This is a genomic window from Nocardia concava NBRC 100430 (genome assembly GCF_000308815.1).
Classification (GTDB): domain Bacteria; phylum Actinomycetota; class Actinomycetes; order Mycobacteriales; family Mycobacteriaceae; genus Nocardia; species Nocardia concava.
The window spans coordinates 1-17,635 of record NZ_BAFX01000027.1; the positions used below are offsets into that span (position 1 = coordinate 1).

The 17,635-nt window shown below is 67.6% G+C and carries 19 protein-coding genes and 1 pseudogene; 7 read left to right on the plus strand and 13 right to left on the minus strand.

Annotated features, from left to right (window positions below):
* Positions 1 to 603, plus strand: a 603-nt coding sequence (locus ON43_RS06900; protein WP_040804929.1) for a PadR family transcriptional regulator, incomplete at its 5' end; no start/stop codon positions are given.
* A gap of 7 nt (positions 604 to 610) precedes the next feature.
* Here the strand turns inward: ON43_RS06900 and ON43_RS06905 are convergent.
* The 6 genes from ON43_RS06905 to sdhC all read right to left on the minus strand — a co-directional run bounded on the left by ON43_RS06905 (position 611) and on the right by sdhC (position 7,298).
* Positions 611 to 2,104 carry an alpha/beta fold hydrolase gene (locus tag ON43_RS06905; protein ID WP_040804931.1) on the minus strand — a complete coding sequence of 498 codons (1,494 nt, stop codon included), beginning with the start codon at positions 2,102 to 2,104 and terminating at the stop codon, positions 611 to 613.
* 107 nt (positions 2,105 to 2,211) lie between these two features.
* Positions 2,212 to 3,765 carry an ATP-binding protein gene (locus tag ON43_RS06910; RefSeq protein WP_063712498.1) on the minus strand — a complete coding sequence of 518 codons (1,554 nt, stop codon included), beginning with the start codon at positions 3,763 to 3,765 and terminating at the stop codon, positions 2,212 to 2,214.
* Positions 3,766 to 3,912: 147 nt separating this feature from the next.
* Positions 3,913 to 4,680, minus strand: coding sequence for a succinate dehydrogenase iron-sulfur subunit (locus ON43_RS06915; RefSeq protein WP_040804933.1), 768 nt, complete (start codon positions 4,678 to 4,680; stop codon positions 3,913 to 3,915).
* Positions 4,680 to 6,449 carry a succinate dehydrogenase flavoprotein subunit gene (gene sdhA / locus ON43_RS06920; RefSeq protein WP_063712499.1) on the minus strand — a complete coding sequence of 590 codons (1,770 nt, stop codon included), beginning with the start codon at positions 6,447 to 6,449 and terminating at the stop codon, positions 4,680 to 4,682. Before sdhA ends, ON43_RS06915 begins: the two co-directional genes overlap by 1 nt.
* Positions 6,450 to 6,465: 16 nt before the next feature.
* On the minus strand, positions 6,466 to 6,897 hold the full coding sequence (locus ON43_RS06925; protein ID WP_040804936.1) for a succinate dehydrogenase hydrophobic membrane anchor subunit: 432 nt from the start codon (positions 6,895 to 6,897) through the stop codon (positions 6,466 to 6,468).
* Between the two features lie 8 nt (positions 6,898 to 6,905).
* Entirely contained in the window at positions 6,906 to 7,298 is a 393-nt protein-coding gene (gene sdhC, locus ON43_RS06930) for a succinate dehydrogenase, cytochrome b556 subunit (protein ID WP_051178061.1), read from the minus strand.
* Between the two features lie 300 nt (positions 7,299 to 7,598).
* On the opposite strand from sdhC, the gene ON43_RS06935 reads away from it, so the two are divergent.
* The 4 genes from ON43_RS06935 (at position 7,599) to ON43_RS06950 (ending at position 10,999) form a co-directional block, all read left to right on the plus strand.
* Entirely contained in the window at positions 7,599 to 8,000 is a 402-nt protein-coding gene (locus tag ON43_RS06935) for a cytidine deaminase (RefSeq protein ID WP_040804939.1), read from the plus strand.
* A 137-nt stretch (positions 8,001 to 8,137) separates the two neighbouring features.
* Complete coding sequence (locus tag ON43_RS06940; protein WP_040804974.1) at positions 8,138 to 9,424, plus strand: thymidine phosphorylase; 1,287 nt, start codon at positions 8,138 to 8,140, stop codon at positions 9,422 to 9,424.
* 32 nt (positions 9,425 to 9,456) lie between these two features.
* Positions 9,457 to 9,777, plus strand: a complete 321-nt coding sequence (locus ON43_RS45485) for an excalibur calcium-binding domain-containing protein (protein ID WP_167333422.1) — start codon at positions 9,457 to 9,459, stop codon at positions 9,775 to 9,777.
* A 130-nt stretch (positions 9,778 to 9,907) separates the two neighbouring features.
* Entirely contained in the window at positions 9,908 to 10,999 is a 1,092-nt protein-coding gene (locus tag ON43_RS06950) for an adenosine deaminase (protein ID WP_040804946.1), read from the plus strand.
* Between the two features lie 91 nt (positions 11,000 to 11,090).
* On the opposite strand, the gene ON43_RS06955 is transcribed toward ON43_RS06950, so the two are convergent.
* From ON43_RS06955 to ON43_RS06975, 5 genes are all read right to left on the minus strand, one after another.
* The gene (locus tag ON43_RS06955; RefSeq protein ID WP_040804948.1) at positions 11,091 to 12,338 is read right to left on the minus strand and encodes a SatS C-terminal domain-containing protein; all 1,248 of its coding nucleotides are present in this window, start codon (positions 12,336 to 12,338) and stop codon (positions 11,091 to 11,093) included.
* A gap of 10 nt (positions 12,339 to 12,348) precedes the next feature.
* Complete coding sequence (locus ON43_RS06960; protein ID WP_040804951.1) at positions 12,349 to 12,729, minus strand: YbaB/EbfC family nucleoid-associated protein; 381 nt, start codon at positions 12,727 to 12,729, stop codon at positions 12,349 to 12,351.
* A 55-nt stretch (positions 12,730 to 12,784) separates the two neighbouring features.
* Positions 12,785 to 13,126, minus strand: coding sequence for a hypothetical protein (locus tag ON43_RS06965; protein WP_040804954.1), 342 nt, complete (start codon positions 13,124 to 13,126; stop codon positions 12,785 to 12,787).
* Between the two features lie 38 nt (positions 13,127 to 13,164).
* Entirely contained in the window at positions 13,165 to 14,355 is a 1,191-nt protein-coding gene (locus ON43_RS06970; RefSeq protein ID WP_051178063.1) for a C40 family peptidase, read from the minus strand.
* 184 nt (positions 14,356 to 14,539) lie between these two features.
* On the minus strand, positions 14,540 to 14,860 hold the full coding sequence (locus tag ON43_RS06975) for a type VII secretion target (protein WP_040804980.1): 321 nt from the start codon (positions 14,858 to 14,860) through the stop codon (positions 14,540 to 14,542).
* 139 nt (positions 14,861 to 14,999) lie between these two features.
* Between ON43_RS06975 and upp the strand changes: the two genes are divergently transcribed.
* Complete coding sequence (upp, locus tag ON43_RS06980) at positions 15,000 to 15,623, plus strand: uracil phosphoribosyltransferase (protein WP_040804958.1); 624 nt, start codon at positions 15,000 to 15,002, stop codon at positions 15,621 to 15,623.
* Here the strand turns inward: upp and ON43_RS06985 are convergent.
* Complete coding sequence (locus tag ON43_RS06985) at positions 15,569 to 15,979, minus strand: MerR family transcriptional regulator (RefSeq protein WP_218003215.1); 411 nt, start codon at positions 15,977 to 15,979, stop codon at positions 15,569 to 15,571. The two genes, upp and ON43_RS06985, sit on opposite strands and share 55 nt — an antisense overlap.
* A 61-nt stretch (positions 15,980 to 16,040) precedes the next feature.
* Here ON43_RS06985 and ON43_RS06990 point away from each other — a divergent pair, with 61 nt between their 5' ends.
* Positions 16,041 to 16,838 (plus strand): aminotransferase class IV family protein, encoded by a 798-nt coding sequence (locus tag ON43_RS06990; RefSeq protein ID WP_040804961.1) that lies wholly within the window; start codon positions 16,041 to 16,043, stop codon positions 16,836 to 16,838.
* A 3-nt stretch (positions 16,839 to 16,841) separates the two neighbouring features.
* On the opposite strand, the pseudogene ON43_RS06995 reads toward ON43_RS06990, so the two are convergent.
* A pseudogene (locus ON43_RS06995) lies at positions 16,842 to 17,635 on the minus strand (phosphohexomutase domain-containing protein); the annotation flags it as partial.

Below are 17,635 nucleotides of genomic sequence, written 5' to 3' on the forward strand. Positions count from 1 at the left end.
ACACCGTTCAAGCGCTCGCCCCTGGCCATGGCGGTGCTCGGCATCCTGCACCTGGAACCGATGCACCCCTACGCCATCCAGCGCCGCATCAAGGAGTGGGGCAAGGACAAGGTCGTGAACGTCGGCCAGCGCGCCCAGCTCTACAAGACGATCACGCGCCTGCAGGAGGCCGGGCTGGTGGCCGTTCGCGAGACCGGCCGCGATCAGCAGTATCCGGAGCGGACCGTCTACGAGATCACGGATGCGGGCCGCACCGCCTTCCTCGCGTGGATCAAGGAGATGGTCAGCACCCCGCGCAACGAATTCCCGGAATTCCCCGCGGCCCTGTCGTTTCTGATGCTGCTGGGTCCCGACCAGGCGCGCGCCGAGCTGGAGCAGCGCGCAAACACCCTGCGCGCCAACCTCGATGAGATCGACACGGGCATGGCCCAGGCGCAGAAGTTCGGCCTGCCCCGCGTCACCATGCTCGAGGACGAATACCAGCGCGCCGTCACCGCGGCCGAATTGCGTTGGCTGGAGGCCGTTCTCGCCGACCTGGCGGACGGCAGCCTGACCTGGTCCTGGGAATCGCTGGCCCGGTTCCAGAATCAGACCACCGTGTAGCGGCGGCTCAGATCGCCGGGCAGCGCAGGCCCTCGGCCGGCGGCGTCAGGTCGATGAGATACCGCAGCACCGGCTGGTCGATGCAGTCCGAACCCTGGGCGACGATGGTGTGCTGCGCGGCCTCGTAGGTGAGCAGGCCCGCGCCGAGCGCCTTCGCCAAGGCGACGCCCTCCTGATAGGGGGTCGCCGGATCGTCCACGGCCGCAACCACGACCACCTTCGGCAATCCGGAGATTTTCGGGCTGTGCGGCTGCGCGGTCGTTTTCACGGGCCAGAAGGCGCAGACGTCCAGCGGCGCCTTGCCGGTGCCGCGGCCGTCGTCGAAAATCGGTGCCGCGCTGCGGTATCGGCGATCGATGTCGGCGGCCGCCGAACGATCGGTGACCCGCGTGTCCTCCAGGCACTTCACCGCGGTGTGCACATCATGATCGACTCCGCCGGTCAATGCCGCCTCGATGGCCTCCAGGGTGTCGCCGGCGCCGTGGGCCAGCTCGGTCAGCGCCTTGGTGATGGTCGGCCAGTTCTTCTGGTGGTACAGCTCCCCGACCACGGCGTCGAGGGCGGCGTCGTAGCCGAGACCCTGCCCGTCGGTGGTGGTCGCGGGATGATCGAGCAGGGGCAGCAGCAGCTCGCGGAATCGCTGCGTGGTCTGCCGGGGATCGGTGCCGAGCGGGCAGTCCGCGGCCTTGGCACAGTCGGTCGCATAGATCTCGAACGTGTGCTGGACGCCGGTGGGAAAGTCCACCGGATCCAGCATGTTCCGGGCCGGGTCGACGCCGCCGTCGAGCACCATGGTCCGGATCCGGTCCGGAAACAGTTCGGCCATGGTCGATCCCAGTCGGGTGCCGTAGGAGAAGCCGAGATAGTTCAGCTTCGCGTCTCCCAGCACGGCCCGGATGACGTCGAAATCCCTTGCGACATCCGCTGTTCCGGCGTGTTCGAGCAACTCCTTCCCGCTGCGCTGGGCACAGTCGGCGGTATAGGCCCGCGCGGCCTGCTCGGCTCGATCGATGCCGCCCGGGCTCATATCGTGACTGTTGTAGTCGAAGGTCACCTGGTGCTCGATCCCGCTCTGGCACAACAGACTCGGTGTCGACGCACCGAGACCGCGCACGTCGACGCCGATCACATCGAACCGATCGGCCAGCGACTTGGACAGTCCCAGTGGCAGATCCAGGCCCACTCCGCCGGGGCCGCCGGGATTGGTCAGCAGCGAGCCGATCTTCTGCCCGGTCGCGGGCAGCCGCGAGATCGCGAGCTGCGCGGTCTTCCCGTCCAGCTTCTTGTAGTCGATGGGCACGGTGACTCGCGCGCATTCCAAGCCCCGCTTGGACAGTTCGGCGCTCCCGAAGGAGTCGCAGGACCCCCACTTCGGTTGCTGCTTCAGATATTTGTCCATCCCGGACTCCGCCCGAGCGGTCGGTGCCACAACACCCCCGCCGACCAGTCCCACCGCCGCCAGCAGTGCCGCGGCCACGGTGGCCCAGCCCTTCGATCCCATCGGTAACCCCCTCGGTCGATGGTTACCACGGGCACGATCTATCGATGGTTCGAAGAATCGGACCACCGTGTGAACCTGCGATAGGTCTGACGCTCAGGTCTTGAGGGTCAGTTGCCACTCCGGGCCGTCAACCTGTAGAGGGTTCGCTGTCCACGCCCACCGATTTGCTCTACGATCCCCGCGCTGCGCAGTTCTGTCAGTGCCTTGCGAACCCCGGAGCCGGAGAGACCGAGTTGCGGGTGAAGTTCCGAGATGCTCTGTGGCCCATCCTGAAGCAGATTGACGATCTTCATCTGCGTCTCCGTCAGAGCTCCCTGCCGCATGCGCTGGATCCGCTCGACTCGTTGCCGAATTTCAGGCGGTGGTGTCAGCATGCCTCGCCCGAGGGCTGCGGCGCGGTCGCGAAGGCGGTCGTCTGTTGAGGCCCGCCGGACGTCCGCTGGGGCGGACCTCAGCACGGCTGTGAATCGGATGCCTGCGTCGGAATATTGCGCGGGCGGCAGCCCGGCGTCGGACAAAGCCTGGGCGATTGTCGGCATTCCGGTCGCCAACGCTTCGATGACGCGGCCGCCGGAATCAGGTGATCGAAGGTATTGAGCTATATTCACGAGCCACATGTTCCGCGCCGAAGTGACCGCCTCCTTGCCGAGGCGATCGGCGGTGATTCCGTAGAGGCCACCGGGATTCGTCACTACCAACCGGTCGCGGCGCAGCCGGACCTCTACCGCCAGGCTCCTGGACCAGCAGTCGAGATCGCGGTGCAACAGCGCATTGGCGATCAACTCCCGGAACGCCACCAGCGGGTAGGACGTTACGTCCACAACGGTGCCGTCCTGCCGTGTGACGATGCTCGTGTCGAATGTCTGCTCGGCCCATTCCATCGCGGCGTCGAGCATGCGTGGAATCGGACCGGTGATGGTTATCTGATTCCGCGCTCGCGTAGCGGCGGGATCCGACGGCGTAGGCTCCGCAGCGGCCTGAATTACCAAGCGCGGGAACCACTGTTGGGGATAGAGGCCGAGTGCCAGCAGCCCGGCTACGGTCGGCACTCCGTTCGCGTCCATCACTCCTGCGCGGCGCAGCATTTCGTCGCCGTCGAACCGTCCGAGGCCGCGACGGTCTCGCAGTCGCACCATGCGGGCGAAGTCCTCGACGAGCTCGTCATCGAGGTCCTTACGGGTTGCTCCTGGTACGACCTTGCGGTCGAAGTGAGGGGGTTGCCGCGACGCCAGGAATGCCTGCTCTTCGAGATCTGACATTCGAAAGTCGCCGTCGTACCCCCGCATGAAGGCAGGTCCGCTGAGGGCAACTCGGCACGGCTTGGTGGATGGGTCGCACTCGTGCACGGTGGCGATGATTACCGCTGCCCCTTCCACGGTTCCGTCCTCGATCGTGAGCTGCACCGGTGGAGCGAGCGAGCGCGCCTTCTTGGCCAATCCCTGTTTGAGGGTTTGGGGGTCAGTCAATCCGACCGGGCGGAAGCCGCTGCGTTCGTCCAGGCCCAGGATGATGGTTCCACCGCCGGGTCGGTTGGCCAGCGCCGACAAGGTGGAGGTCAGCGAATCCGGGAGGCCACCCGCCGCGGACTTGACCTCGATGTCTGTCGAATCGCCGCCGGCGGCGCGCAGATTGGCGAGTACTGTCGCCAAGTCGGGTGTCATGCGTCAAATGATACTCAAATGCCCCTTAAATGGGACTGAAATATCCGCGAGACGGTGAGATTTGTTGTCCAGTGATGAGATGCGAAGGCCGCCCGCATCCGGAGATGCGGGCGGCCTTGGTTTTTCGGCTCGGAGAGCCGGAAAACTCTAGCGCGTGAAGAGGAGGGCGCGCTTGACTTCCTGGATCGCCTTCGTGACCTCGATGCCGCGGGGGCAGGCGTCGGTGCAGTTGAAGGTGGTGCGGCAGCGCCAGACGCCCTCGACGTCGTTGAGGATGTCGAGGCGCTCGCGGGCGCCCTCGTCGCGGCTGTCGAAGATGAAGCGGTGGGCGTTCACGATCGCGGCCGGGCCGAAGTAGCTGCCGTCGCTCCAGTACACGGGGCAGGAGGTGGTGCAGCAGGCGCACAGGATGCACTTGGTGGTGTCATCGAAGCGGGCACGGTCGTGCTGGGACTGGATGCGCTCGAAGGTGGGCTCGTTGCCGTGCGTGATCAGGTACGGCTTGACCGCCTTGAACGCGTCGAAGAACGGCTCCATGTTCACCACGAGGTCCTTCTCCACGGGCAGGCCGCGGATCGGCTCGACGGTGACCGTCAGCTCCTTGCTGCCCTTGGGCAGCATGTCCTTCATGAGGATCTTGCACGCCAGGCGGTTGACCCCGTTGATGCGCATGGCATCGGAGCCGCACACGCCGTGCGCGCAGGAGCGGCGGAAGGTGAGCGTGCCGTCCAGGTAGGACTTGATGTAGATCAGCACGTTCAGGAACCGGTCGGTCGGCAGGACGGGGACCTTGAACTCGTCCCAGTGCTGGCCCTGGCCGTCCTCGGGGTTGAAGCGGGCGACCTTGACCGTGATCATGGTCGACCCGTCCGGCACCGGAGCCGGCTTTTGCGGCGTTTCAGCGACAGCAGTCATCAGTACTTACGCTCCATCGGCTCGTAGCGGGTCTGAACCACGGGCTTGTAGTCGAGGCGGATTTCGGAGATGAGCTCCGGGCTCTGCTTGTAGGCCATGGTGTGCCGCATGAAGTTGACGTCATCGCGGTCCGGGTAGTCCTCGCGCGCGTGGCCGCCGCGGGATTCCTTGCGGTTCACCGCGCCCGCCACGGTCACCTCGGCCAGCTCCAGCAGGAAGCCCAGCTCGACGGCCTCGAGCAGGTCGCTGTTGTAGCGCTTGCCCTTGTCCTGCACGGTGATCCGCGAGTAGCGCTCCTTGAAGACCTGGATCTCCTCGAGCATGGACTTGAGCGACTCCTCGGTGCGGTACACACCGGCCTTGTCGTCCATGGAGTTCTGCAGCTCGGTGCGGATGTCGGCGACGCGCTCGTTGCCGTGATCCGAGAGCAGACCGGCCAGCCAGTCCTGCACCATCTGCGCCGGGTTCTCCGGCATCTCGACGAACTCGGCGCGCTGGGCGTACTCGGCGGCGGCGATGCCCGCGCGCCGGCCGAACACGTTGATGTCCAGCAGCGAGTTGGTGCCCAGACGGTTCGCGCCGTGCACGGACACACACGCGCACTCACCCGCGGCGTACAGGCCGGGAACGATGTCGGTGTTGTTGCGCAGCACCTCGCCGCGGATGCGGGTCGGGATGCCACCCATCACGTAGTGACAGGTCGGCATGACCGGCACCGGCTCCTTGACCGGGTCCACACCCAGGTAGGTGCGGGCGAATTCGGTGATGTCCGGGAGCTTCTCCTCCAGGACGTCCTCGCCGAGGTGGGTCACGTCGATGAGCACGTAGTCCTTGTTCGGACCCGCGCCGCGGCCCTCACGGACCTCCAGAACCATGGAGCGCGCGACGATGTCACGCGGCGCCAGGTCCTTGATGGTCGGCGCGTAGCGCTCCATGAAGCGCTCACCGGAGGCATTGCGGAGAATGCCGCCCTCACCACGAACCGCCTCGGAGATGAGGATGCCCAGGCCCGCGAGACCTGTCGGGTGGAACTGGTGGAACTCCATGTCCTCCAGCGGAAGTCCCTTGCGGAACACGATCGCCATGCCGTCACCGGTGAGGGTGTGGGCATTGGAGGTGGTCTTGTACATGCGGCCCGAACCACCGGTGGCGAAGATGATCGCCTTGGCGTGGAACACGTGCAGGTCACCGGTGGCCAGCTCGTAGGCGACCACACCGGTGGCGACGGGGCCACGGTCGGTGTCGGTGAGAATCAGGTCCAGCACGTAGAACTCGTTGAAGAACTCCACGTCGTGCTTGACGCAGTTCTGGTACAGCGTCTGCAGGATCATGTGGCCCGTGCGGTCGGCGGCGTAGCACGCGCGGCGCACCGGGGCCTTGCCGTGGTCACGGGTGTGGCCGCCGAAGCGACGCTGGTCGATCTTGCCCTCGGGCGTGCGGTTGAACGGCAGGCCCATCTTCTCCAGGTCGAGCACGGCGTCGATGGCCTCCTTGGCCATGATCTCCGCGGCGTCCTGGTCGACCAGGTAGTCACCACCCTTGACGGTGTCGAAGGTGTGCCACTCCCAGTTGTCCTCTTCGACATTCGCGAGCGCGGCGCACATGCCACCCTGCGCGGCGCCGGTGTGCGAGCGCGTCGGGTAGAGCTTGGTCAGCACTGCGGTGCGGACCCGAGGACCGGCCTCGATCGCCGCACGCATTCCAGCGCCACCGGCACCGACGATCACGACGTCGTAGCGGTGTTCCTGAATCGGTCGGGATTCACTCATTCGAGGTGGCCTGTCCTTAACTGATGTTGGGGTCGAAGGTGAAGATCACGTAGGTGCCGGTGACCATGATCAGAAGCATGGACACGACCAGCAGGGTCTTCAGCCAGAAGCGGGTGGAGTCCTTGCGCGCGTAGTCGTCGATGACGGTGCGGACACCGTTGCCGCCGTGCAGCTGGGCCAGCCACAGCATGGTCAGATCCCAGATCTGCCAGAACGGCGAGGACCAGCGGCCCGCGACGAACGCAAAGTTGAGGCGGTGCACGCCGCCGTCGAGCATCAGCATGATCGTCATGTGGCCGATGACCAGGACGACCAGGAGCAGGCCGGAGGCACGCATGAACAGCCAGGCGTACTTCTCGAAGTTGTTGCCGCCCTGGCGGCGCGGGGCGCGCGGGGCGTCGAGAGAGGCGGGCCGGTCGTAGGACTTGCCGAGAACAGGTGCAGTCATGTCATCGCTCAATTCGTCAGCAGGTAGAAGAGCTGGCGTCCGACACCGGCGCCGGCCACGACGATCCAGATCGCGAGCACGACCCACAGCATCTGTCGCTGGAAACGGGGGCCCTGCGACCAGAAGTCGACGAGGATGATGCGGATGCCGTTGAACGCGTGGAACAGCACGCAGACGACGAGTCCCATCTCCATCAAGGCGACGAGGGGGTTCTTGTAAGTCTCGATCGCGCGGTCGTAGGTGTCCGGGCTGACTCGCACCAACGCGGTATCGAGGACGTGAACGAACAGGAAGAAGAAGATCGTCACGCCGGTGATGCGGTGCAATGCCCAGGACCACATGCCGGGGTCGCCTCGGTACAGGGTCCGCTTCGGCTTGGCCGGAGCTTCTAGCGTGGTCATAGAGTGCGGTGCCTCCAACGTCGTCGATGGACCCGGTCAGATCCGGCGCGGAGCCTGAGGACTGTCGAAACCACCTGCTCACAAGCGGAATCGCGTCCGGTGGCAGTGCTACAGGACCCGCTGTCGGGAACCTGAACCGATCTGTCGTGAACTCTAAACCCAGCTTTGAAGCGGAACTAATTCGGCGTGCCGCTCGTTAGCCCAAATTGTTGTGAGTTAGGTTTGCCTTTCCTGAATTACGCGACCAGGCGGAACGCCTATCACGCGGGTACGGTCACGTCCATAGGAGGATGGTCCGAAATGTCCGAAGTTGACTGGAAAGCCCTGCGTTACAAGGCATTTGAGGTAATGCAAGGGGCATATGCCCCGTACTCCAGATTCCCCGTCGGCGCGGCGGCTCTCACCGCCGACGACCGCGTGGTGAGCGGCTGCAATGTGGAAAATATCTCATACGGTTTGGGCCTCTGCGCCGAATGCGTACTGGTCGGTAACTTGATTTCGACCGGAGGCGGGCGGCTGCGCGCGGTCTCGGTATGCGACTCCCGGGGCGCGGTGCTCATGCCCTGCGGGCGCTGCCGCCAGATCCTGCTCGAGCACGGCGGGGGCGAATTGCTCGTAGATCACCACGGCGGACCGGTCACGCTGAACACGCTGCTGCCGGACTCCTTCGGGCCCGACGACCTCAGCGCGGGGCAGCTCTAGCCTCGTCATCCCGGCATGCTTTTGGCCGGGATCCATACCGGCTGCGCATCACCGCCTTTCGTGGATTCCGGCCAAGAGCACGCCGGAATGACGGACGTGCCACGGCTGACGAGGTGTGCCAGGGTGGGGGTGTGACTCTGCACTCGGCGGTGGACGTGATTCGGGCCAAGCGCGATGGCGGCGAGCTCAGCGACGCGCAGATCGATTGGGTGATCGACGCGTTCACGCGCGGCGAGGTCGCCGACGAGCAGATGTCGGCGCTGGCCATGGCCATCGTGTGGCGCGGCATGACGCGCCGCGAGACCGCGCGCTGGACCCGCGCCATGATCGACTCCGGCAAACGCCTGGACTTCTCCGATCTGGGCCGACCGACCGTGGACAAGCACTCCACCGGCGGCGTCGGCGACAAGATCACGCTGCCGCTCTCGCCGCTGGTCGCCGCCTGCGGCGCCGCGGTGCCGCAGCTGTCCGGGCGCGGATTGGGGCATACCGGCGGCACTCTCGACAAACTGGAGGCGATACCCGGCTGGCAGGCCGACATTCCGGCCGACCGGATGCGGGAGCTCTTGGCGGATCCTGCTATCGGAGCCGTGGTCTGCGCGGCCGGGGCCGACCTCGCGCCCGCCGACAAGCGGCTCTACGCGCTGCGCGACGTGACCGGGACCGTCGAATCCATCCCCCTGATCGCCAGCTCCATCATGAGCAAGAAGATCGCCGAGGGCACCGGGGCACTGGTGCTGGACGTGAAGGTCGGGCGCGGCGCCTTCCTGAAGGAACTGGCGCAGGCGCGCGAACTGGCCACCGCCATGGTCGAACTCGGCACCGACGCGGGCGTGAAGACCGTGGCCCTGCTCACCGCCATGGACACCCCGCTCGGCCACACCGCCGGAAACGCCCTGGAGGTGTGCGAATCCCTGGACGTGCTGGCCGGCGGCGGTCCCCCCGACGTCGTCGACCTGACCCTCGCACTGGCCCGGGAAATGCTGGCGCAGGCCGGAATCACCGATATCGATCCCGCCGACGCGCTGGCCGACGGACGGGCCATGGACCACTGGCGGGCCATCGTGCGCGCCCAGGGCGGCGACCCCGACGCGGCATTGCCGCAGGCACGCCACACGGAGACGCTGCGCGCTCCGGCTTCGGGCACGCTCACCCGGCTGGACGCCCTCGATGTCGGGCTGGCCGCCTGGCGGCTCGGGGCGGGCCGGGCCCGGCAGGGCGATCCGGTGCAGGCCGGTGCGGGCATCGAAATGCATGCCAAGCCAGGCGATTCCATCGCCTCGGGCCAGCCGCTGCTGACCTTGCACACCGATACGCCCGAGGCGTTCCCGGTGGCGCTGGAGATCCTGCGCGACGCGTTCACCATCTCCGAGACCGATGCGGCCGAGCCGCAGCCGCTGATTCTCGATCGGATCACGGCCTGACCGTGGCCGCCGAACCGGCCTAGCCTGGAAATGTGAAACAGCGAACGAACTTCCGAGGGCGGGTCGCGGTGGCGGTGGCACTGGGCCTGTTCGGTCTGGTCGCGCCGCTCGGTTCGGCGCAGGCGTCCCCGGCGGACAACACCCGATCCGACCCGTCCAGTTCGACGGGGCCGAACTCCCTCGCGCATCCCGAGAACACCGGACCCGCGCCCACCTCCAAGCCCAAGTCCTCTCCCATGTACCTGACCTGCGAGCAGGTGTGGTCGCTGGGCAAGGGCCCTATCTACATTGGGCAGCCGGGTTATTCGGCCATGCTCGACCCGGACGGCAACGGCGTGGCCTGCGATCGCTGAGCGCTCGCCCGCGATCGGCGAGTTACGGAAACCAACCGGTCAGCAACGTGAGGGCAACGACAGACCGAACTGTGGGGTGACTCGCGTCAACCAGCCTGCCGCAGAACGGGAATGCGGCTAACGTTGCTACATGACTGGACCGACGCCCCTCACTCTCGCCTCGATCCGCCAGGCTCCCAAGGCGGTCCTGCACGATCACCTGGACGGCGGGCTGCGGCCCGCGACCGTGCTGGAGCTCGCCAAGGCCTGCGGCTACGACCAGCTACCCGCAGGCGACGCCGACACCCTGGCCGCCTGGTTCCGCGACGCGGCCGACAGCGGCTCGCTGGAACGCTATCTGGAAACCTTCGCCCACACCGTCGCCGTGATGCAGACCCCCGAGGGCCTGCGCCGGGTGGCCCGCGAATGCGCCGAGGACCTCGCCGCCGACGGCGTCGTCTACGCCGAGGTGCGCTTCGCACCCGAACAGCACCTCGAGGCCGGGCTCACCCTCGACGAGGTGGTCGAGCACACCCTCGCCGGATTCCGCGAGGGCGAGGAGCTCGCCGCCGCCGCGGGCACCCCGATCAAAATGGTCTGCCTGCTCACCGCCATGCGGCACGCCGCCCGCTCCCGCGAGATCGCCGAACTCACCGTGCGCTGGCGCGACCGCGGCGTCGGCGGCTTCGACATCGCGGGCGCGGAGGCCGGGTTCCCGCCCAGCCGCCACCTCGACGCCTTCGACTACCTGCGGGCCAACCTGGCGCACTTCACGATTCACGCGGGCGAGGCCTTCGGCCTGCCGTCCATCCACGAGGCCGTGGCGTTCTGCGGCTGCGAACGACTCGGCCACGGCGTGCGCATCACCGACGACATCACCGACTCCGCCGACGGGCCCAAGCTGGGTCTGGTCGCGAACTACGTTCGAGACCTGCGGATCCCGCTGGAACTCTGTCCGAGCTCGAACGTGCAGACCGGCGCGGTGCCCTCGCTCGACAAGCACCCCTTCGACCTGCTGGCCCGGCTGCGCTTCCGCGTCACGGTCAATACCGACAACCGGCTGATGAGCGACACCACCATGAGCAACGAAATGCTCAAGCTGTCACAGACTTTCGGCTACGGGTGGAGTGATCTGGAGCGGTTCACCATCAATGCCATGAAGTCGGCGTTCATCCCGTTCCCGGAACGTCTGCGGCTGATCGACGAGGTGATCAAGCCCGGCTACGCCGTGCTGTTGGGCTAGCTGCCGCTTCGTCATCCCGGCATGCTTTTGGCCGGGATCCACTCTGCCGCAGTGGATCCCGGCCAAGAATCGCGCCGGGATGACGGGCGGGTCAGGCCTTTTCGAGGCGAGCCTCGAACGCTGCCTCCAGTGCCTTCCATGCCTCGGCCTCGGCGTCGAACGGCGGGTTCGGGGCCATTCGGGTCGGGTCGGGGTTGAGCAGGTAGGAGACGTACCAGCCGAGCGGGGTGGAGACCGCCAACGCCGACTCCACGGACTCGTCCTCGGCGTAATCGGCTGCGTCGGTGAACAATTCGACCGCCAGATCGAGCTGATCGGTGTCGACCGCCTTGGGTCCGCTGGCCAGATCCTCGGACAGGCCCGGCAGAACGTAGATGTTCTCCTCGTCCACCTCGACGTCGAGGGACCCGTCCACGGCGGCGGTCTGGACCTCGCCGTAGGTGCTGACCCGCGACAGATCGTGATCGTGGTCGTCGGCCAGGTAGCGGGCCAGGGCGCGCTCGGAGCCGAAGACCGTGATGGTGCCGTCCTTGCCAAGGAAGATGGGCTCGTCGTCGACGTAGCAGCGCAGCGTGAAGAACGTGCCCTCGGAGGTGACGATCTGGACCGGGTCGATGCCGACCTCGTGCCAGAACGACAGCTCCTCGTCGTCCTCCTCGTCGTCCTCGTCCAGGTCGACGGGCTCGATCTCGTCATCGTCGCTCTCGGCCGCGTCCTCGGCGTCGACGACGTTCTCCTGTGCCGCAAGCAGTTCCGCCTCCGCGACCGAGACCGCGTCGGCGTCCACCTCGGGCACCGTCACCACCGAGTCGATGGCGTCGATGACCGATTCCCAGTCCTTGGCGATGGCCGCGCCGATCTGGTCCCACAGCTCCTCGCCCTCGCGCCCGAGGAAGGCGCTCACCCCGCCGGGCAGCGCGCCCAGCACCGGATGCGAACCGAAGAACTTGGTGACGGTGTCGAGTTCGCACACGTCGCCGAGGTTGCGGACCATGTCGAGGGTCTCCTCGAGCTCGGCCACCACCTCCGGATCCGGATCGTCGGCAGCCAGCTCGGGCACGCCGACCAGATCGAAGACGTACTGCTCCTCCGGCTCCAGTTCGGCCGCCGACAGACCGGCGATGATCTTCCAGGCCGGATGGTCGACCAGATCGTTGTCGGAGTTGGTGCGAATGAACGCGGCCAGCTCCGCGACCGAGTCGAAACCGTAGAGGTCTTCCTCGTGTCCGAGGAATGCCTGCCACTCATCGTCACCGTCTCGCCAGCGGGGTGCCCAGAGGGTGACAAGATCGCCTTTGGTCAGGCCGAGCGCGATCGGGACGATGTCTCCAGAAGCCATGACGGGAAGCCTATCCAGTCGTCGCGTCAGGCACTATCCGGGTCGGCCCCAACGTTTCCCGAATTGTGTCGGTCGCTCGAGAAATGGGTCGGTCGGGGGTCAGCGCGTCGTTCAGACGCTCGACGATCAGGGCGCGCTGGGTGGTCGCCTCCTGTGCGGCCTGCTGGCACGCCCACAGGATCAGGCGCGAGACCTCGCCCGGGGAGCGCGAGGTCACCGATTCGGCCAGCCATAGCCCGGTCAGCGCGCCGTCGGCGTCCACCTCGGCGGTGACCGAGCGGTCCTCGGAGGTGAACCGTGCCCGGACTTGCGCCAGTCCGTCCAGGGTGGCCTCCAGCGTTTCCAGCTGCTGGTTCACGCGCTCGAGCAGGGCATCCATCTCAGCACTCATCGCGAGCTCCTTTCGGCACGGGCTCGGGGTACCCGCGCGGGCACGCCGCAACCCTTCACGACCGACGCATCCAGCTGGTCTGACCGGTATCGGCGTCGTCGAGCCGATCCAGTTCGTCCACCGCGGCCTGGCGGGTGGGCAGGCCCAGTCGATCCAGCACCGTTTCCGGTACGCCCGCCTCGGCCAGCTGCTCGCGCCGCCGCGACCTCGCCGCAATGGCCGAACGCTTGGTCAGCCGCAGGATCTCGTCGGCGAGAGCCTGTGCGCCGTACCGGTATTCGCCCCGCTCGAACCGGATCTCCACCGGGATGCCCTGGTCGGTGGCCTGCACCGTGACCGTGCCGGATCGGTTCGAACTCGCGGCGACGGTCACCGCCGGTACCCGGGGTCGCGTCATGCTGTCTCCCTTCCGAACACTCGGTCGTGCGGGTGCGCTCATGCGGTGGGGCGGTAGAAGCCGAGAAACCGCATGCCGCTGTTCTGAGTTCGTATCGGTCCGATCTGGACGGGATCGCCCGCCTCCACCAACTGCCCATTCCCGACAATCATCGCGACGTGCCCGTCCCACACCGCCAGATCGCCAGGCATCAAGTCCCCTGGACCGATCCGCTGGTGCCCGTACCCCTGCTCCTGCGCCAGCCGCGGCAGCGAAACGCCCGCCTGCGCATAAGCCCACTGTGTCAGACCACTGCAATCCATCCCCACCCCGGGCGTCTCCCCACCCCAGACGTAGGGCGTCCCGACCGCGCCCAGCGCGCTGCGGACCGCATCCGCCGCCTGCTGATTCGGGGCGACAACCGTGCTGCCGTCCGGCAGGGTCACCTTGACCCCGCCCGACTGCGGGCGGGTGGCGGTCGGATCGTGGCTGCGATCCGGCGTCTTCGGCGTGCCCACCGAGGCCGGGACGGTCTGCGCGCCCCTGATCGACGAAAGCCCGGCACCCAGGAGTTCGCCCCCGGCCGCGCCGACCGAACCGCCGGTGGAGCCGACCGAACCGCCGACGGACGCGAGGGCCGTACCCACCCGGGACAGCCCGCCGTCGAGACCGCTGCCCACGCCGGCCGGAACGGTCACCGCATCGCCGGCCCCGCTCGCCGCCGGTGTGACCGGAGCGGGCGCGGGAATCGGTGTGGTCAACTCCCGCATGGCCGCTGTGTCACTGTCCAATTCGGCCCGAACCCGCTCGGCAACCCGCATCGCCCGCCCGATGTGGTCGATCGCCGACTCGACGATCGCCGCGATCCCACCAGCGGTGAATCCACCGGCGCCGAGCCCCTCGACCTCGCCCGTGAACGACCGCAGAATCTCCTCCAACTCCTTCCGCCCGGCCGCCACCTCCCCATCCGCCCGCTCCACAATCGCCGCCATCTCCCGCCCCCGCTCGGAAGCCGTTGCGGCCGTGGTCTGTACCCGCAACGCCCCATCCATGGCCGCATCCCCGCCCCGCCCCCGCCACGCGTCATACATCCGATCCACATTCGCCCGGCTCGCCGCATGAATCTCGTCGACCGCCGCCGACGCCTCGCGCAGCGCCGCGGCAGACGCACCAGTCCCGCCCGCCCCGAAGCTTGCGAGCAACTCGACAATCGGCTCGGCCAGCGCCGCCAGCCCCAGACCGGCGCTCACGACCCGATCCCCACGCGAATTCCATTGCACGGCAGCCGACTACATCCATCGGCGCGACCACTCCTGTCATCCCGGCGCGCTTGTGGCCGGGATCCACGCAAGCAGCCGGGTAACGGTTCGCGGTGGATTCCGGCCAAAAGCATGCCGGAATGACAAGGGCGTCCGATGCGAGAGCGTCCGGTGGTCATACCCTCGGCTCCTCCGGTTCGGCCGCGCGCAGCGCAGTGGCGTAGGCCGCGTCGTGCGTGGCATAGGTCGATCCGGCCGTGCCGATCGAGGTGCTCATTCCCGTGAGGACGGCCGACAGGTCGGCGAGTGTGGCGATGTGAACGGCGTGGGCCGCGGCGTAGGCGGTGAGGAAGTCCGTGCCGATGAGGCCGAAGGCGAGTAGGTCGGGGGTGGCGGTGGCGGTGCGGGTGGTGATGGCGGTGAGGTCGGTGGCGAGGGTGGCGGTGGTCATCGCGGAGGCGGTGAGGCCGTCGGGTCGGATGGAGATGCGGTGCATGAATGCCCCCTTCATGCCGGTCGCGGGGTGGTTTCTGGTTGTAGGGGGTTGGACGCGCGGGGGCGGCGGGCGGTTCCGGGGGTGGAAGAATTCCGGCGGGCGGGGATCTTGGACGTCAGCGCTGATTTATGGTTTTCGTATGCGCACTCTCGTCGTGGACCATCCGCTCGCTGCCGCTTTGCTGACCACCATGCGAGATGCCCGCACAACCAATCCAACATTCCGGGCGGCGCTGCGCGACCTGACCGGGATTCTCGTCTATGAGGCCATGCGGGACGCCCCGGTCGAGCGCTTCCCCATCGCCACGCCCGTCGCCGCCGCCGAGGGCACCCGCCTGAATGCTCCGCCGTTGCTGGTCCCGGTCCTGCGTGCCGGCCTCGGCATGGTCGAGACCGCCGAGAACCTCATCCCGGACGCCCGCATCGGCTTCGTCGGCGTGGCCCGCGACGAGGAGACCCACCAGCCCACCCCGTACATGGAATCGCTGCCCGACGACCTGTCCAGCACCCCGGTCATCGTGCTCGACCCCATGCTCGCCACCGGCGGCTCCATGGTCTTCACCCTGGACCTGCTCGCCACCCGCAAGGCCCGCGACATCACCGTCCTGTGCGTGGTCGCCGCCCCGGAAGGCATTGCCGCCCTGGAGAAGTCGGGCCATGCCGTCCGCCTGGTCACCGCATCGGTGGACCGCGGCCTCAACTCCGACGCCTACATCGTCCCCGGCCTCGGCGACGCCGGCGACCGCCAATTCGGCCCCCGCTGAACGGCTTCCGCCCGGTTCGCGGCGTCGAGCAGTTCCGCGAGCGAGGAGCGGGCCTGCTGTAGCGCGCCGATCTGATCGTCGATGGCGCGCAGCCGATCCGCCAGAATCGGCGCCGCGCAGTGCTCGAGTTCGAGGCCGGGACCCTCGACGCAGGGGAGCACCTCACGAATGACCGTGGTGGACAGCCCCGCCGCCAGGAATGCCCGGATGTGACCGACCATTGCCGGCGCATCCGCGGCATAGCGGCGGTGGCCGCCCCCGGGCCGATCCGGAGTCAGCAGGCCCTGTTCCTCGTAGTAGCGCAGCAGCCGCGGGTTCACCCCGGTGGCGCGAGCGAGCTCGCCGATGCTCATCATCGTGTGAATCCCCTCACTCGCCCTTGAATCTCACATGCATGTCAGATTTTACGGTAGCGCTATGACCGATTTCGTTGTCCACCAGGACGATCCGACCGCCTCCGCCGGAGATCTCGCGCCCCTGGCCTTCGCCGGTTACGCCCATTTCACCGCGTTCCAGGTGCGGGAGCACCGGGTGCGTGGACTGGACCTGCATCTGGCCCGTCTCGCCGGAGCGTCGAAGGAGCTGTTCGGGCAGGCGATACCCGAGGATCGGGTGCGCGCGAATCTGCGCGCCGCCGTGCGGGCTGGGCGGCCCGACGTCTCGTTGCTGGCGTACGTCCATTCCGCCGCAGGTGAATTCAGCGCGGCCGACGGACCTTTGCGAATGCTGATCCGCACCGGACCGGCCGCGTCCGGCCCCGAAGGGCCACTGTCGCTGGCTGTCTTCGAGCACGAGCGGTACCTGCCCGGGATCAAACACGTCGGCGAGACGGCCAAGACCCACCTGCTGCGCCGGGCCGTCGCGGCGGGCTTCGACGACGCCGCCTTCGTGGACCGCCGGGGACGCTTGAGCGAGGGATCCATCTGGAACCTCGCGTTCTGGGACGGCACCGCCGTGGTGTGGCCCGAGGCCGCCATGCTGACCGGGACGACCATGGGAATCCTTGCGCGCCAACTCGATCGCCTGGGCGTGCCGCAGCGCGTCCGGCCGGTCACGCCCGCCGATGTCGCCGCACTGTCCGGCGCGGTGGTGATGAATTCCTGGACCCCTGGCATCGCGGTGAACCGCATCGGCGAGGTGACCGTGCCACCGGCTCCGGAGTTCGTGGAACTGCTGCACCGCGCCTACGAGAGCGAGCCGCTGCTCGAACCGTGACGGCTACAGCTGCTCGCAGAACTTCCGGATCTCCAGGAGTCGTTGCGCCGCAGTATCCTTCGCGTCCGCGAGGCCGGTGCGATCGGCGACCGGCACGAAAGTCTCCAGATAGCACTTGAGCTTGGGCTCGGTGCCGGACGGCCGGATGACCACCCGCAGCGAGGCGCCCTCGAAAACCAGTGCGTCGGTGCGCATCCGGCCGCGCAGCTGTGCCATATCGGTGCAGCTCACCGCTTCTCCGGCGATCTCGGCGGGTGGCGTCTCGCGCAGCCGGGCCACCACGGCCGCCGCCTCGCTCACATCGGGCAGGCGCAGCGACACCTGATCGCCCGCGTGCACGCCGAATTCGACGGCGTAGTCGTCGAGGACGTCGAGCACCGTGCGACCGTCGGCCTTCAACTGCGCCACCAGATCCGCCGCGACCACCGCCGCCGAGATCCCGTCCTTGTCGCGCACCGCGGCCGGATCGACGCAGTGCCCGATCGCCTCCTCGTACGCGTAGACCAGGCCCTCACCCGCGCGGGCCAGCCACTTGAACCCGGTCAAGGTCTCGGCGTAGCGCGCACCGCGCGCCGGAGCCAGCTTGCTCAACAATCGTGAGGAGACGATGGTCGTGGCGACCAGCGAGTCGGGCGCGGCCGTCCGCAGCACGAAATCGCCCAGCAGAACGCCGGTTTGGTCGCCGCGCAGCATCCGCCAGCCGTCGGGCCCGCGCACCCCCACGTGCGCACCGATCCGCGTCCGGATCCAGCGCGATGGCCAGATCCGCGTCGAGCCGCTCGGCCAGATCGAGCAAT